Source organism: Cellulosilyticum lentocellum DSM 5427 (assembly GCF_000178835.2).
In the GTDB taxonomy this organism is placed as follows: Bacteria; Bacillota; Clostridia; order Lachnospirales; family Cellulosilyticaceae; genus Cellulosilyticum; species Cellulosilyticum lentocellum.
This window is the reverse complement of sequence record NC_015275.1, coordinates 931,211-946,234: the sequence shown is the minus strand read 5'-3', so window position 1 is coordinate 946,234 and position 15,024 is coordinate 931,211. Positions and strand designations below refer to the sequence as shown.

Genomic DNA, 15,024 nt, shown 5'->3' with positions numbered 1-15,024 from the left:
AATTTCTCCCTATTGGCGAATTAATTATAGAAATCAATTTATTTATCCTATTAATTAGTCATTCTGGTATTTTTACTAGTTCTCCATCATTTCTACAAAAATAATCGTCTTTTAAATTACAAATCTCTATAAGCTCTTTAACCAGCTCTGAGTTGAATAATGCTTTTCAATAATTTTTTTGTATATTGCCCACTATAAACAAATCTTTCATTTTTCTTCTATTTATTTATATTATACAAAAATATTATACTATCAAATAAAATAAGGCAAGCAAAAAACATTTTATTTTAAATTTTCAAAATAAAATAGCCTAACCTTGATAGATTAGGCTATTTTATTTGCATATTTAATTAAAAGACTTCTTACATTATCAGCTGTATAAGAACCATTTACCCAGGTTGAATGATTAGATATAATGCCAGCTTTTACTAGCTTGTCTAATCCACCAAGCTTGATGAGTAGTGCTGGTACATTCTTAAGATTAATCTTGCTAACATCATTCCAACTAGTTACATTGATTGCAATTCCACTTTTTTCTATAGCAGCTACTGCTTTTTGTAAGTCGACATCCTGCCTAGTTAGTATTAACTTAAATGACTCCCATTGTTTAGGCTCTCGTACGAATGGTAAAGGACATACCTTTCCTGTAACATCAAAGTGCCTTATTACGTTCTCTTTAGGAATATTGTACTTGTCCATCAGTAATAGCGTGAGTTCTGTAGCCTGTTTGAGCGTATTCTCTGTAAAATCATATCTTCCATTTTTTACTGAATCACATAACTCAATGCTTATTGAATTAGCATTTGTACATTTACCATACCATTTTCCTCCACCTGTTTGTAAGCAGTCTGGGTATTTCTTTCCTCCTACTGACCATGCTACATACTCATCTTGTACTGTTTGGGTTATACTGTCATCATCAATAAAATAGTGAGCTGATACACCCCTATCACCTTTAAAGTAATTTGAATTACTTTCGTCACTGTCTCCGTCATTGCCAGTATAGTGGATTACTATGTACTTAATAGAGCTTAATTGCCTTTTACTTCCGTAGTTGCTTCTATTCGATGGGTTTACTTTGATGTTCATCACTTTCACCTGCCTTCTGCTTAAGCACGTCTATAATATTTACTAACACTTTAGGAATTGGTATTCCCATCAACCCTGCATTTTCTATAATAGAAATCAGTTCAACCACAATAAATGCAATTATAGTGGCTGTCTTTATATACTCTAACCCTAGCGTTATATCTATTCTGTGTGCTACAAGGACCATGAGTAGGGTTATTCCCTTTTTACATAGTCCTTTCCATGCGCTAGTACTGTTGAGCGCTCCAGTAGTAGACTTATTAGATTTCTTGAAAAATATTGCCAAGGCTAGTCCCATGGCAAAGTCTACCAGCATAAAAACCACTAAAGTTTGCAAATCTGTCGTCCATCCTCCTAATAGCTGTGCAATAAATCCACCTATCGCCCCTACAATAGCCATAAAATATATTTTTATCTGGTTAATGCTGTCCATATCTATTCTCCTTTTACTTTGTACTTTCTTCTAGAACTTCCCAAACTACCTCTTGTAGATTAAAAATTTTAGGTACCTGTTCCTTTGTATAAAGCCCAGACTGAACATTTCCTACCCATACTTTTACTAGTGCACTATTCTTTGTAAATATCACAAAATCATCTCCTTTTCATCTATGACATAAGTGTAGAAACAACTAAACTTAACTCTGTAATTGCTTGATTAAGCATTACATTCTGCTCTTTAATTTGTGTGTTTTCTTCTTTTAAAAGTTCAATGTCTGTTTTTGGAATATTCTCGTAAACAACAATAATATTACCTGCTTCATCTAAAGCATACTTACCAACCTTACCTGCGATTTTCTCTATCTCTGGTGGATTCTCTATGATTGAATAAGTAATGTTTTCAGTTTCATCTAATTGCTGTTGCACAAGTATAGTTTTTTGCTCTTGGTCCTTACAAATTAATAATCTTGCCATAAAACATCACCTCGTAAATTTTTTTATTTATACAACTGCAAAGAATGATAACGTTGTGCCACTACGAAATGCAGTTGCATCAAAATTAGCTCTATCAACTCTAAATATACTAAAATAATGAGAAGAATATCTTCTATTCGGACTGTTACCAGCTGAAAGAGTTTCTTTGAATTGAAATAATTGACTAGAAGGTATAGCAATTAAATCAGAGTCATAACCGGCTAATTCGGTAAGAATAAAACCATCTTCCATAAATACACCTGTTTGATTACTAATACTTGTATCAATATAACCTATACCACTTGTGTTCATACAATAAATCAATGTACCAACTTGGAGTTTACAATTAGATATGGTAGTGTTACTTTTGTGTAAACGAAAGTTTGAGGGAGTTGTTAAATAGGTGAATGCACCAATAACACTACCAACCATGCTATTAATATAATAAGCCATATCTGCATATGAAGTAGCAACCGTTAATGCTGTCCCTAGTTTTCCGTTAATAGCGACTGCTACTTGTGTTTTTCCATTAACGGATGTAGTTTTTAAACCTTCAATTTCGGTATATGTTTTATATGCACTCCATATAGCATTTGTTGCTGTTGAAGCATCATTAATTGCTGTTGCTCCACTAGGGCCTTGTATACCTTGTGGCCCCTGTATACCTTGTTCTCCTTTATCTCCTTTATCTCCTTTAGGGCCTTGTATGCCTTGAACTCCTGTTTCTCCCTTCGGTCCTTGTATTCCTTGTGGGCCTTGTGCTCCTTTTAAGGTTTCTTTCTGTGCCTCTGTTAAATCTTCAAATGTGAATGTATATGTTATCCCATCTTCGCCTTTTTCACCCTGTGGCCCCTGTTCTCCTACATCTCCTTTTTCGCCTTTTAAAGCTTCTAATTGCTCTGCTGTAAAATCTAAATATGTAAATGGATCTCCTTTATCTCCCTTTATTCCCTTCTCTAATAATGCATATAATTCATCTGCTGTTAAGTAGCCATCAAACTGTACTAATACATCATTTAAATCATTAAACAGTTTTTCAATTTGTTTCTTATTAAACTTGGTATTCTCTAGTAATTTTTGATGAACACCGTTCCATAAATCTGCAAAGTTCTTATTGTCTACTGTAAGTTGCTTAATTTCCTCATTAAATACTAATTCACTCACTATTTCACCACCTTCCCAATTATGATTTTTGCCACATCATCAACTGCGACAATGTCATTCAGAATAGGAGTATATGTTGCTAATCGATAGTATGGCATTTGACTTTCTACTGTCTCACCGATAAATGTAACTTTACATTCGTTTTCGTTTAGAGTTGTAACTTTTGCATACTTTAGCACGCTATTACCTCCCTTAAATTATGTGTCATAGTGCCTCCTGTCTTAAGCTCTATATCCCAGCTTGTTTCTATAAACTTCCCTCGTAGTTGATAATGATTAAGCTGTATACAATTCAGGAACAAATGAATTGGATTAATTGCAGTGTAAATAGTGACCTTATGATAAATACTTGTAGCTTCTTCAGCTGCTTTTTTACATAGCTCATATAAGGTGTCATAATCTGATGCATCATTAACCTCTTGTGAATCTACATTTACTATTCCTGTAGCTTCGGTACCTGTTATACCTCGAGAATTTATATATACTGCTGCAAGGTCTACTTCTGGACTATTCACATAGCGTATAAACTTGTTGGGGACATTGAACAAATCTAGTTCACTCTCAGCACTAGGCTCAATGATATTATTAATATCATCTGAATCATATATAATTTCTGCTTCCCTTAAGCTTGGAAGTATGTAAGGTTTAGCCACATAATTGCCATATACGTCTACATATAAGCTTGTGTAGCCTATACTATCAAGCAAGCTGTTCACTATTTCAAGATAACTAGTGCCTATTTCCCACTCTTGATTAACGCTAGTAGTCTTAGCACTGTCTGGGATAATCACTTGATACCCAAACCTTCCTAGTATACGTTTTACTTCATTAACTGCATTAGTACCTAATGGCACATAATATCTAGTGTCGCATTTATCAACCTTTACAGGCCATAAGGTGCTATAACAAGTTACATCTATGCTCTGCACTGCACTTTTAAATTGACTACTTGGAGTCGCTACCAGAAATGTACCACAAGGTAATTCGTTGCCATTCAAAACACTGCATATTCTTATTCGTTTAATATCAAATATCTCACTTGTATCCAATGATACTTTTAATCTTGCATTTGTCTTAAGACTATCTAAGCTGTTATAGCTTACTGTTCCACCATCTTCTATGCAATTTACTACAGTAGGGTTAGCCATATTTGAGTCTAGGGCATAATATTTAAAATAATGCGTATTGTATTGTTGCATATGACTCCTCCTACTCTAGCGTTACACTTAAGTCATATCCACTTAAGTCTACTGAACCATCTAGGTAATATTCTCCGTTTAAATATGAAATTTTCTTATATCCACTTCCTGTATACATCTTTGACTCTATAAAGTTCACTTCTGTAAAGCTAAAACTTACAGACAATCTCTTTAAACCTTTTGGATCTTGTGATTCTAGTTTAGCAATTACATATAATTTTTCTCCTCGTTGGTCTCTTAAACAGAATAAATTATACTCGTTACTATTCTCTATAAAGTCTATTAGATTGTATGCATCTGCATTTTTTAATGCTGTTCTGAAGGTTCCTGTTTTATATTGTACTTTTCCTTTAAATGTCCTAGGAGCTCTTTGCCCTGCATACAACTTACTTACAAAATCACCATTAAACTTATAACTAGGTGTACCAAAAATCATATATACATCTTCTGCGTTCTCTAAATTAGTTAAAATGTAGCTGCTTAAACTAATAGATATAGTTTTTATTTCTGTGTCTTTGTAGGCATTATTTTTGTCGTACACCCTAAGTTTATAAGCTATTTTTAAATTTGCTGGACACATATAATCTCTAATAGTGTCTTCGATATTACAATCATCAGCTATTTCAGTCCACACATCTTCTCTTTCACTCTTTCTGTAAATACTTATAGCCTTAAAATTAGGATCTTGTATTCCACCTATTGTTATGAATACACTTGTTTCAGCTTCAAATAAATCAAATGTAGGAAGAATAATGTCATTGAATTTTGTTTGAAATTCCTTTTTTGCATATTCACTCCATAGGCCATACTTATTTTTAACAGCTAATGTAGCAATGTATGTCTTATCATCCTCTAATGTCTCTAACGTGGCAAACTTATCTTCTGTAAATTCTAGCTTTTCTTGAACAACCTCTTCTGATTCTGCTTCAACAATAAGCAAATGTATTTCTACTTGATCTATTGATTCCCATGTTAATTGTGGTGTAGCTGTGGAATATAAAACATTACCATCAAATATAGGAGTTTTAGGGGTTCCATAACCTGTAAATGTTACCTTCTTAGTAGCTGTGCGAATCTCATTGTTATACTTAGGACTATAGAATATTTTTAATGTCATTTCGTTTTTGCCTTGCTTAAATACTTCTTTACCAAAGCTTACACTTCTCGCATCAGTTCCCTTAGTATTTAATCCTGCTGCTGTTAGTTCCCAACTATCACAAAATTCATTTGTCGCAAAAGTAACATTGACAATTTCATCTATATTAATGTTAAGGTTGCTAGGTTCTAGATTGTATATTATAGGAGTATTTTGGGTTAATACAGTTGCTATAACTTCTTCTACTTGAACGGTGTCAAAGCCACTATCGTAGTAAATTACTAGTTTTAGGTTAGTACTTCCTATGCTTAATGTACCCCTGGCTATATCTACTGTTTGTCCACTTACTCCTGTGCTAACTAATCTATCCCCTTGATAAATTCCAAACCTACTTTGATTTGTAGATTTCCAGGCAGCTGTGATAACGTTGTCCGTATTTGTATCATTGATTGAAAAACTATTTTTTTCTATAGATGGTAATATCCTAGCTAGTGTAATAGTACTAACCTTTGACACACTAACAATGCTATTAATAACATTGCTATCTCCAACGTTATATACTCTTACCTCTATTTTATTTTTGCCTACGTTTAGTGTTCCTTTTGGTAAAACTGCAACCGTAACTGTCCCCACTGACTTAATTAACTTATCATTGTTGTATATTTCAGCTTTACCTTGGTTCTTGCTTGTCCAAGTTACTGTTGTTATGTTGTCAATTAATCCATTTTCATTTTCGATTGAAACCTCAGTCAAAGTTGGGGTAACGTGGCTTATTGTAAGCGTTCTAAAGGCTGTTTTGGTTCCGTTATAGGCTGTAACATTTAAGATATTGCTACCTTCTTTAAAGTATTTTTCTGGGATATACGATATTTCTTCTAAAGATGTTAAGGTAATAGCTGTCTTATTGCCTTCTAGTTCATTTACATTTATTACTTCTACTGTATATTTTTCAAGGTAATTAGCTTGTATTTTTATCATGTACCTATCATTTGCATGATCCCTGGTTACTTCAAATTTACTAATAGCTATTTCCTTATATTCTACAGATAGCTCTAAATGTGTCCCTTGTCCTAAGTTATTATTAAAGGTCGTTTCTTGCTCCCTTATTTCGTGCCAGTCTGCAAACCTTATCTCTAAATATGGATCACTTTTATTTTGAGATAATAAATTAAGAGGATTATATCCACTTGGTAAAGTAGCTAGGCCGACACGACCATCAAGTGTATGGTTATACGTTACAACACTTTCGCCTTGCCCTACTGTTACAATGTTACCTGCTGCATTCCTGTATTTTATGTACTCATATTTGACACTATCGTTGTAACCCATAGTAGCATCCCAATAAACATATGAATCACCAAGAGTATATGATACAAGCCTATTTGTTACATTATTAAAGAAATCTAGTGCACTTAAATCCCATACAACTGTTTTTAAATCTAACCTGCGTGCTTTCAAGTGATAAGTAAACATTCATATACTCCTTTCTATGCCATATTTTGTTCTAACTTTTGCCTTTTTGGCAAAGTAATTAAAGCATTTAGTACTTGTTTCAATAGGTCTTCCATTTTGGTTGTATCTGTTGAATTATTGCTTGTTTCTCTTGTAGTCTCTTCTTTCTTTCTATAGCTTTCGGCCTCTGTTCTAGTTAATACCATTTCACCTTCATGAAGATTAGCCACATAATTATCAAATGGTACATATTTCAAACCTGCTGAATGTGATCCATCTGTACTATCTGTTGTATACTCTTCTGCCATTTTCTTTTTACCATTATCCCAGAAGGTAAGCTTATCAGCTAACCAATTAACCTTATCACTTACCCACGAACATATTTCATCCCATTTCTGCTTTATACCATTCCAAAGGTATGTGAAGATAGACTTTCCTGCATCAAATAAACTTTGTCCAATGCCTGTTATGGTTGATACAATTCCATCTAACATATCAGAAAACCAAGTTTTAAGTGTTTCCCATACTGCCTTTGCACCATCCCATAGTAAGTTAAAGGCTCCTACTGCTGCATCTTTTAATATTGGCCCTATATTAGTAACAAATGATACAAGAACATTCAGCCACGCTTTGAATACCTCTTTTAAGTTGTTCCAAAGATTAGTAACAAATGTTTTCACACCTTCCCAAACACCTTCCCAATCTCCCTTAAAAGCTTTTGCAAATATATTAAATACATCTTTTATTGCATCAAAGGCTGTTTTAAATATCTTTGCTATGTAGTCCCATATAGCTTGTGCGACTGCCATTATGTTGTCACCGTACTCTTGCCAAAACTGCTTAAATGCCTCTACAAAACTATTAATTAGGCTCATTATGAAATCTAATGCAACTTGAAAACACTCTTGTATAGCTTTCCAAGCCTCATCTATAGCCCTTCTTACTTCTTCATTGTTGTTATATAAATATATAAGTGCTGCCACTAATGCTGCTATTGCTGCACATACAAGTCCAATAGGATTAGCTGCCAATACTCCATTTAGAAATGCTTGCGCTCCTCCTGCTGCTGTTATAGCTGTCTGTGCTGCTGTTATTGCTGTTGTAAATGCTGTCCATAATGCACTTATTCCACTTATAACTTCAAATGCTATCATTCCTGCCAATACTCCTGCTAATATGGGTACCAACTCATTAAAGTTCTCTACTATAGGCTGTAATATGGCTCCTATTGCTCCAAATACTGCTTCAAACGTCGCTTGTATTGTCGGCCAATTCGTAATTATAAAATCGTATATAGTTTGAAATGCTGGAACTAATGTGTCTTTCAATGAAGAGACTAAATTGCCTATTAACTCAACTGATACACTAAAAAATTGCTTTAGGAACTCAAATACTGGCATAATCATTGATTGAATTACAGGCATATTGTTAATCACTAAATCTAAAAGCTTTTGAATAACTGGCATTACCTCAACACCTATTCTTGTCATGATTGCACCAAAGGATTTTTTTACATCATCCATTGTGTCACCTAAAACTACTCCTGCATTTACTGCTTCATCTGACATAACTAAGTTTAAATCATGCGCTCTTTGCCTAAGTTGTTCAATTCCTTCTGCACCTGTATTTAACATTGGTGCCATTTCAACCCCAGCTTTACCTAGTAATGTACTTGCTAACTTTGCTCTCTCTGCTCCATCTCCCATTTCTGCAAGTGCTGTTATAGTTTCTTGTAGCATCTGTTCTTGGCTTTTTAACTTTCCATTTCCATCCGTCCAAGTAACTCCTAACTTTTGAAAAGCTTCTTGTGCTGCTTTTCCTCCTCCTGCAGCACTGTCCATTTGATTGACTAGCGTTTTTACACCTACTTGTAATTTCTCAACATCCATTCCATTTTGTCCCATGATGTAGTCCCATTCTTGAAATGCTGTTTTACTTATGCCAATCTTTGCACTAAGCTTATCTACTCTATCTGCTGTCTCTGCTGCATTATTTGCCATTCCTAATAATGATGCTCCTGCTGCTACTGCTGATGTCCCTAACACAGCTATCCCTTTTACCGCTAATCCGGCTGCGCTTTTCAAACCTGTTCCTAATTTGTTAGCTAACCCATCTGACTCTTTTCCTGTTTTAGAAATTGACTCGTTTGCATTTGAATTGTCTATAAGTATGGTGCCCATTAAAGTGAATATATTCACAACTTATCCTCCTCTCTGCTAAAATTGTTTTGCAAGATCTCCTAATATATCATTTATTGATTTTTCTTCTATAATGCCATTATTCCTATATCCTATTGCCTCTTTGAATTCATCCAATGATGTATTTTGATATCCATTTACCCAACGTTCTTTTATCCATTCTTCTGTACTTTGCTTCATTGCATATTCAAGCAATTCCAAGAAGTCCTCATACTCCATCTGCAATACTTCTGCACTTGCTCCACCGTACCTTTTAAAAAGCAAGTCTTGAAGCGCTACTGCTTCAATAGACCTGCTGACTTGAAAAAAGATAACAAATTATTTTTCTGTGCTAACTCTTTGAAGCTCTCTGCAATCTCATCAAGTTCCATTTCTGCAAACTTCTTTCCAAATACATCATCTAGCAAATCATAAATTCTTTGCTCTACTCTATCATCACCACAACAAGCAACTACTGTCATAATTGCATCTACTCCTGCACCTTCTATATCTATCTCTTGCCCTTCCTTATCCGATTTCTGATATTTTCTAATAATATCTCCTAATTCATCTTTTAGATTAGCTTCTTTAATAATTTTAGCCATTTGAAAAACGTGTTTACCGTTAAGTTTTTTCATTATGCTTCACTCTCACTTTCTTGTTTGATTGGAACAAAAATTGCAAATGGTGCTTCATCTAAATTGTCAACTGCTGAATGTGCTTTGAATTTTGTAGTAAGTATTGTGCTTTTCTTGTCTTGTGGGTTGATATTTAACCCATCTACTGCCAAAGCATTATAGATTTGAATAATAATTGGTTCATCAAATCCACTTACAGTACCCAAGAATGTCACATTATCTAAATAATCCTCTGGATCAAGTGTATTTTTACCTGTAATCTTTTGATATTTGCCATCTGTTGTATTTGCAATATTAGCTGCACCTAGTGCGTACTTGATGTTATCTGCTGTTACCTCTAAAATATTTGCTGTCATATCAACTTCCCAACCATCTACCTCTTCCATTCCCATTGCAGAACTTGGGACTCCATCTACTTCTACTGGTGTAATTGTTGGTTTAGCCGAAAAACTTCCTCCCCCTTGTGTAGCGCCAAGAAGCTTACCTGCTGCTACCGCTTTTTCGAACGTATCTGTTTCCACATTATATCCTTTGAAATACGCCCCTGCTCCTGTTTGCCTATTCTCCATTGTCTTTTTTGTATATCCTGTAATTCTTTGTTTTAATCCCACTTTTTATCATCCTCTCACATCAAAATAAGTTAAATTGAACAATACAACTATGTGCGTTAGTTCTTTATCTTCATCTTCCACGTTCCCTCTGTCTTGAAGTTCTATATCAAAATTATGATACTCATTGCTGAATACACAATTATCTAGCTCCTCAATATGATCCGCTATTGTCTCTGCTTCTTTTACGTCTTTTGACCATACATGTGCTTCTAGCTTGTAATCATATTGGTGATATTCTTTTGCATGCTTCAAGTAATACGTCACATATGGACAAGCGCATTTAGGAGGCGCTTTCTTGTGATATACCTTCTCACAAAATGGCTTCAAAATACTTTTTACAGATATTTTTAACTGCTCTGTTCTTGAGAATTTGCCTAGTATACTCATCCGTCTGCGCCTCCTTCATATTCTTCATCACTTACAGTAGGATTCTCTTGGTTAATAGCGCTTAAGTACTGCGCTTGAATCTCCTGCATGGTATCTATATTTTCTTGTGCTGTATTTGTCAATAATCCTAACCTAGCTGTTTTACTACTTCCAAACTCTTGCATCCCACCATAGAAAGCGTTCGGCTTAATCCCAACAAGTAAATCTGGTGTTTCTTGTTTGCTTCTAACCCAATACTGTGTGAATCTACCTACATTTCCTTTTTTGCGTTTGAATGCTCCATAGTATGCTTGTCTAAACCTATTACAAAACAACTTACCACAATCCCTTAATGCTGCTCTTACAAGTTCATTTATGGTGTACTGTACAGCCTCTACATTATTCGTATACTCTACGCTATCCCTACGAATTGTTACTGCTCTAGGTAGTGCCATGCGTCTCACTCCCTACTGTTATTTCAATTAGTTCATCCTTTTGGAATGTCCTAATCACATTGTATGCAATGCCCTCATACTTAACTTTCATTTCATTTTCATACTCAAATGCATTCATTTCAAACTTCAAAGCAATCTTAAATCCCTCTGAATGCGCTTTATAAAATTCATTCTGTGAGATTTCTTTTTTTGTAATGAAAACCTTCCTTGATTGTCCCTCTGCTGCCTTATAATCTCCTGCTTCATCATCTTCTTGATTAGCTTTAATTAATTCAATTTGTTCATCCCACATAATTTTCACCCCTTGCCTTGACTATTCTGTCCTGTATTCTTTGCCTTAAGTTGTTTGCGAGTTGTACATCTTCATTACGCTTTCTGTATTTCCATGCGCTGTAGTCTGCTAATAACATTTGATCTTCTACATCTGTTAGATTTAAGTCAAATCCTTTTTTCTCAATTTCTTTTTGATTAGCTTCTATAAGTGCTTTCAAATAGATATCTCTAGCCTCACTAGAGATACCTAAGTCATACTTTAAAAGCTGCAATACTGTTTCCATACTATCCCTCCAATATTGCACTAATGATATCTGCCTTTAAATTTGTACTTGATACACCCTCTATCCCTTCACTAGCAGCTACTTCTAAAAGTTGTGCTTTAGTCATAGCTTCTAGCTGTGATTGGGTGTAGGTTACTACTCCCCCACTTTGTTAGCAACGTCCTCTGCAAATGTTAATGATGTTGTTGGTGCCTCATTATTAAAGTTAACCATTACGAAACCTTCTCCAATAACTGGCATTCCATCATAACGTGCTGTTCCTTTGAATACTGTTTGGTCTTCGATAAACTTAACTTGATCTGATACTGCAAGGCTTGCTCCTGCTCTCTCTGCTAATGTATAAAGTGAACCATAACCACCACAAATATCATTATCTTTCATAAATTCAAGTTCAATGATTTCTCCACCAATAATTGGCATAGTATTGTTTTGTGCTGATACAATTGCTCCTGCTGCATTAAATGCAATTGCTTTTGCCATAAGTGAAGCTTTAGTTGTTGAATTCATTACCCAGAACTTAGCACCATCACTATAGTTTGCTTTTGCCTTTCCTAACTTTAGGATTAATTCAGAAAAGAAATCTGCCCCTTTCAATGTACTTCCATCAATTTTTAAGATGTTTGATGTGCTTAAGTTAATCCAAGTTGGTGCATGTGTTCCCCAGTTCGAAGGTGCTACTGTTTGTGCAAGTCTTGTTGCAATACCAAGTGGCATCTTTGTTCCAGTTCCATAGATGATGGCTTTGTCTATCGCATACCCAATTGCTTGTCCTAATGCATCCATAATTTCATTTGCCAAGTTTACATCACTGTCTTCTAGGGTAGAATTTGGCACTGGAATAAATCCACCTACTTTATAACCATCCATTTCAACTTGATTGAACTTGATGGTTAATTCATTAAGTGCACCTACTGCTTCCATCCATACACCTTCTGGAATTGTTCCTGCAATGTTCTGTCTCGCTTTACCTGCTACTGGTCTAAGCTTTACTTTACCAATCAGTTTGCTGTATCTATGTAGATTATCTCTTAATAATTCAAGCGCTACATCTGGAATATTAAGTTCTGCACCAGATACTGCTCTTGATTGTCCCTTGAACTCTCTTGCACGTTGCAAAAACTCTTTTACTTCATCATTCTTTAAAAATGCACTTCTTGCCTCTGCTGAAATCCCTTTAAAAAATCCTGTGTTTCTCATTCTCACTTCCACTCCTTTGGCATGATCTAATTTTCTTTGTTGCCCTTCTACCTGCTCCGGTTCTTCACTACCTTTTTTATTGATTTCTTCAAGTTCTGCTTCTAGTCCTCTAATCTCTTCTTCAAGGCCTTCCTTTTTCCCTTCAAGTTCTTCTTTAGCCTTGTCTACTGCTTCAACCTCTTCTTCTACTGTTTTCATTTCCTCTTCTGTAGAAGCCTCTTCAATTGCTGCTATTGCCTCTGTTTCACGTTTTTCAAGTGCTGTAAATTCTGTTTGAAGTTCATTTAATACGGTTCTTTTTGCTTCGATTTTTTTACTTAACATTAGTTGTTTGAGCGCCATTTCTTAGCAACCTCCCTTAATTTCATTTTTTTAGCTTCCAGTTCCCTTACCTTAAGAGATTCATAATCCTTTTGCCTTGCTTGTACTGCTGTGTCCTCATAGGCAGGGAATGTGCATACAGTTACTTCATGTACATCTACTTCTGTAATTGTCCACTTAACACTTCCATCATCTCTCCACTCCGTTTGTTCTGATACAATGTTAAATCCAAATGAACACGCTGTTACGTCTCCACGCTTAACACGTTCATATAAGTTAACTGCATCTGTATCTTTAGGATTAATTTTGATACTCCCCCAAAGACCATGACTATCGGCTTTAAGTTCAAGTGTATTGGCTTTGTTTCTTCCTAGTACCAATGTAGTGTCGTGATTTACTAATGCTCTAATATCATTGCCTAGGGTTTTATCAAATGCCCCTTGTGCAATTTCTTCATAAGCACCTTGCCATAATTCTGTTTCTTTACCACATACAGCAAAATAACCTTCTATTGTCATTTCATCATTAGTCGGCTCCGCTCTTGTCTTAAGTTCGCTTTTTAGGCTCCTTGTTTGGATCTGCGTTCTACTCATCTTCTTTTCCCTCCTTTATAAGTTTCTTTTGCTTACCTACATCCGAAACTGGTATGTAATTCTCTAACACGTTAAACTCATTCATGCCCTCGTTGTCTACTGGTGAATAATCAAACTCATTTCTACCTTCATTACGGTTCATCATTCCCCCACCAACCATTTCCTTTACAAATGCTGTCTTTTCACTAAGGTTGTACTGCATTAATGATTTAGGGTTGAATTTAAAATACTTGTCATTGCTATAGAGTAGTTTTCTAGTTAACTCCTGCTGCAATATCATTGCAATAGACATAATCTTAGTACTTACAAAGTTGTTGTACTCGTCTTTATTAAAAGTTCCTACCCCTACCATGAATGGAGGTATTTGAAAAGCTGCTGCTATTGTTCGCTTATCTAGCGTAATACTATCTTGTATGGCCAGATCATTCAAAGTAAGCGGTTGTATTGTCTTTACATCTATTTCACCTGTTGGTATAAGCCAAGGCTCACCTGCTTCTGTTGTATCTGTATAACTACCTACAATCCTCTTTCTCTTCTCTTTGTCCTGTAAATCCTCTATATCACTATTAATACTAATAATCATGCTAGGCTTCCACTTGCTCTTTAAAAATCCTGTCTTAGTTGCATTTGCCTGTAATAAATTCTTTACCGTTTCAAATATGGCACTTTTATAACCTTCTCCTCTAAACGGTTCATCCTCGTTTGGTACCAATGCAAAGTGCAATACCTCATCTGGTGCAAAGCTTGTGGCATTATATAGGATTCTGTACTCTTCTCCTACTTGGTAAAAAGATATACTACTTGCTTTTAACAGTGTGATGTTGTCTAAATAACCCTCTTTATAAGATGGCCTTGCCACACTGTTCCCTGTCAAAAGCATGTCCTTTACAATCTTATAAATAAAGTTCTTCCTCACCATTAACTTATTAGGATTAACATCCATTTTTCTTGCCAGTTCATTCTTTAAACGTGTGTCCCCATTTTCACCATTTTGCATAAGCATTATGGTCATGCTAGAAACCAAGTCTGCTATAATGTTGGCACATTGTATTACCTCTTCATTTTTTGCCAATGGTTTATACCCTGTTGGGCATAAAATATCATCATGTTGTAACCAATACGCTAATGTGCTTGTTTGCGTTTGTGGTTCGCTTCTTACCTTCGTCTTATTTTTGTTCTTCCTAGAAATAATACTCAC

19 protein-coding genes are annotated in these 15,024 nt (G+C 35.1%); all 19 read right to left on the bottom strand.

The annotated features are described in order from the left end of the window. Positions 1-324: 324 nt before the first annotated feature. The gene (locus CLOLE_RS04025; RefSeq protein WP_013655794.1) at positions 325-1,089 is read right to left on the bottom strand and encodes a peptidoglycan recognition protein family protein; all 765 of its coding nucleotides are present in this window, start codon (positions 1,087-1,089) and stop codon (positions 325-327) included. Further along, positions 1,061-1,522, bottom strand: coding sequence for a phage holin family protein (locus CLOLE_RS04020; RefSeq protein WP_013655793.1), 462 nt, complete (start codon positions 1,520-1,522; stop codon positions 1,061-1,063). The genes CLOLE_RS04025 and CLOLE_RS04020 overlap by 29 nt, the downstream gene beginning before the upstream one ends. 13 nt (positions 1,523-1,535) lie before the next feature. Next, a complete protein-coding gene (locus tag CLOLE_RS23325) occupies positions 1,536-1,676 on the bottom strand; it encodes a hypothetical protein (protein ID WP_013655792.1) in 141 nt (46 codons plus the stop codon). 19 nt (positions 1,677-1,695) lie between these two features. Further along, entirely contained in the window at positions 1,696-2,001 is a 306-nt protein-coding gene (locus tag CLOLE_RS04015; RefSeq protein ID WP_013655791.1) for a hypothetical protein, read from the bottom strand. Between the two features lie 27 nt (positions 2,002-2,028). Next, positions 2,029-3,165 (bottom strand): collagen-like domain-containing protein, encoded by a 1,137-nt coding sequence (locus CLOLE_RS23780; protein ID WP_013655790.1) that lies wholly within the window; start codon positions 3,163-3,165, stop codon positions 2,029-2,031. Continuing rightward, a complete protein-coding gene (locus CLOLE_RS04005) occupies positions 3,165-3,344 on the bottom strand; it encodes a hypothetical protein (protein ID WP_013655789.1) in 180 nt (59 codons plus the stop codon). The genes CLOLE_RS23780 and CLOLE_RS04005 overlap by 1 nt, the downstream gene beginning before the upstream one ends. Beyond that, entirely contained in the window at positions 3,338-4,363 is a 1,026-nt protein-coding gene (locus CLOLE_RS04000; RefSeq protein WP_013655788.1) for a hypothetical protein, read from the bottom strand. The genes CLOLE_RS04005 and CLOLE_RS04000 overlap by 7 nt, the downstream gene beginning before the upstream one ends. A gap of 10 nt (positions 4,364-4,373) precedes the next feature. After that, complete coding sequence (locus CLOLE_RS03995; protein WP_013655787.1) at positions 4,374-6,932, bottom strand: hypothetical protein; 2,559 nt, start codon at positions 6,930-6,932, stop codon at positions 4,374-4,376. 14 nt (positions 6,933-6,946) lie between these two features. Beyond that, a complete protein-coding gene (locus CLOLE_RS03990) occupies positions 6,947-9,109 on the bottom strand; it encodes a phage tail protein (RefSeq protein ID WP_013655786.1) in 2,163 nt (720 codons plus the stop codon). 18 nt (positions 9,110-9,127) lie between these two features. Continuing rightward, positions 9,128-9,373, bottom strand: a complete 246-nt coding sequence (locus tag CLOLE_RS03985) for a hypothetical protein (protein WP_162145063.1) — start codon at positions 9,371-9,373, stop codon at positions 9,128-9,130. A gap of 11 nt (positions 9,374-9,384) precedes the next feature. Further along, positions 9,385-9,726 carry a hypothetical protein gene (locus CLOLE_RS03980; protein ID WP_013655784.1) on the bottom strand — a complete coding sequence of 114 codons (342 nt, stop codon included), beginning with the start codon at positions 9,724-9,726 and terminating at the stop codon, positions 9,385-9,387. Then, complete coding sequence (locus CLOLE_RS03975) at positions 9,726-10,337, bottom strand: hypothetical protein (protein WP_013655783.1); 612 nt, start codon at positions 10,335-10,337, stop codon at positions 9,726-9,728. The genes CLOLE_RS03980 and CLOLE_RS03975 overlap by 1 nt, the downstream gene beginning before the upstream one ends. 6 nt (positions 10,338-10,343) lie before the next feature. Continuing rightward, the gene (locus CLOLE_RS03970; protein ID WP_013655782.1) at positions 10,344-10,724 is read right to left on the bottom strand and encodes a hypothetical protein; all 381 of its coding nucleotides are present in this window, start codon (positions 10,722-10,724) and stop codon (positions 10,344-10,346) included. After that, positions 10,721-11,158: a hypothetical protein gene (locus CLOLE_RS03965; RefSeq protein ID WP_013655781.1), complete on the bottom strand. Its 438-nt coding sequence runs from the start codon at positions 11,156-11,158 to the stop codon at positions 10,721-10,723. Before CLOLE_RS03965 ends, CLOLE_RS03970 begins: the two co-directional genes overlap by 4 nt. Continuing rightward, positions 11,145-11,450: a phage head closure protein gene (locus CLOLE_RS03960; protein WP_013655780.1), complete on the bottom strand. Its 306-nt coding sequence runs from the start codon at positions 11,448-11,450 to the stop codon at positions 11,145-11,147. Before CLOLE_RS03960 ends, CLOLE_RS03965 begins: the two co-directional genes overlap by 14 nt. After that, positions 11,440-11,715 carry a hypothetical protein gene (locus CLOLE_RS03955; protein WP_013655779.1) on the bottom strand — a complete coding sequence of 92 codons (276 nt, stop codon included), beginning with the start codon at positions 11,713-11,715 and terminating at the stop codon, positions 11,440-11,442. Before CLOLE_RS03955 ends, CLOLE_RS03960 begins: the two co-directional genes overlap by 11 nt. A gap of 135 nt (positions 11,716-11,850) precedes the next feature. Continuing rightward, positions 11,851-13,254: a phage major capsid protein gene (locus CLOLE_RS03950; RefSeq protein ID WP_013655778.1), complete on the bottom strand. Its 1,404-nt coding sequence runs from the start codon at positions 13,252-13,254 to the stop codon at positions 11,851-11,853. Next, on the bottom strand, positions 13,236-13,826 hold the full coding sequence (locus CLOLE_RS03945) for an HK97 family phage prohead protease (RefSeq protein WP_013655777.1): 591 nt from the start codon (positions 13,824-13,826) through the stop codon (positions 13,236-13,238). The genes CLOLE_RS03950 and CLOLE_RS03945 overlap by 19 nt, the downstream gene beginning before the upstream one ends. Next, complete coding sequence (locus tag CLOLE_RS03940; RefSeq protein WP_013655776.1) at positions 13,819-15,024, bottom strand: phage portal protein; 1,206 nt, start codon at positions 15,022-15,024, stop codon at positions 13,819-13,821. The genes CLOLE_RS03945 and CLOLE_RS03940 overlap by 8 nt, the downstream gene beginning before the upstream one ends.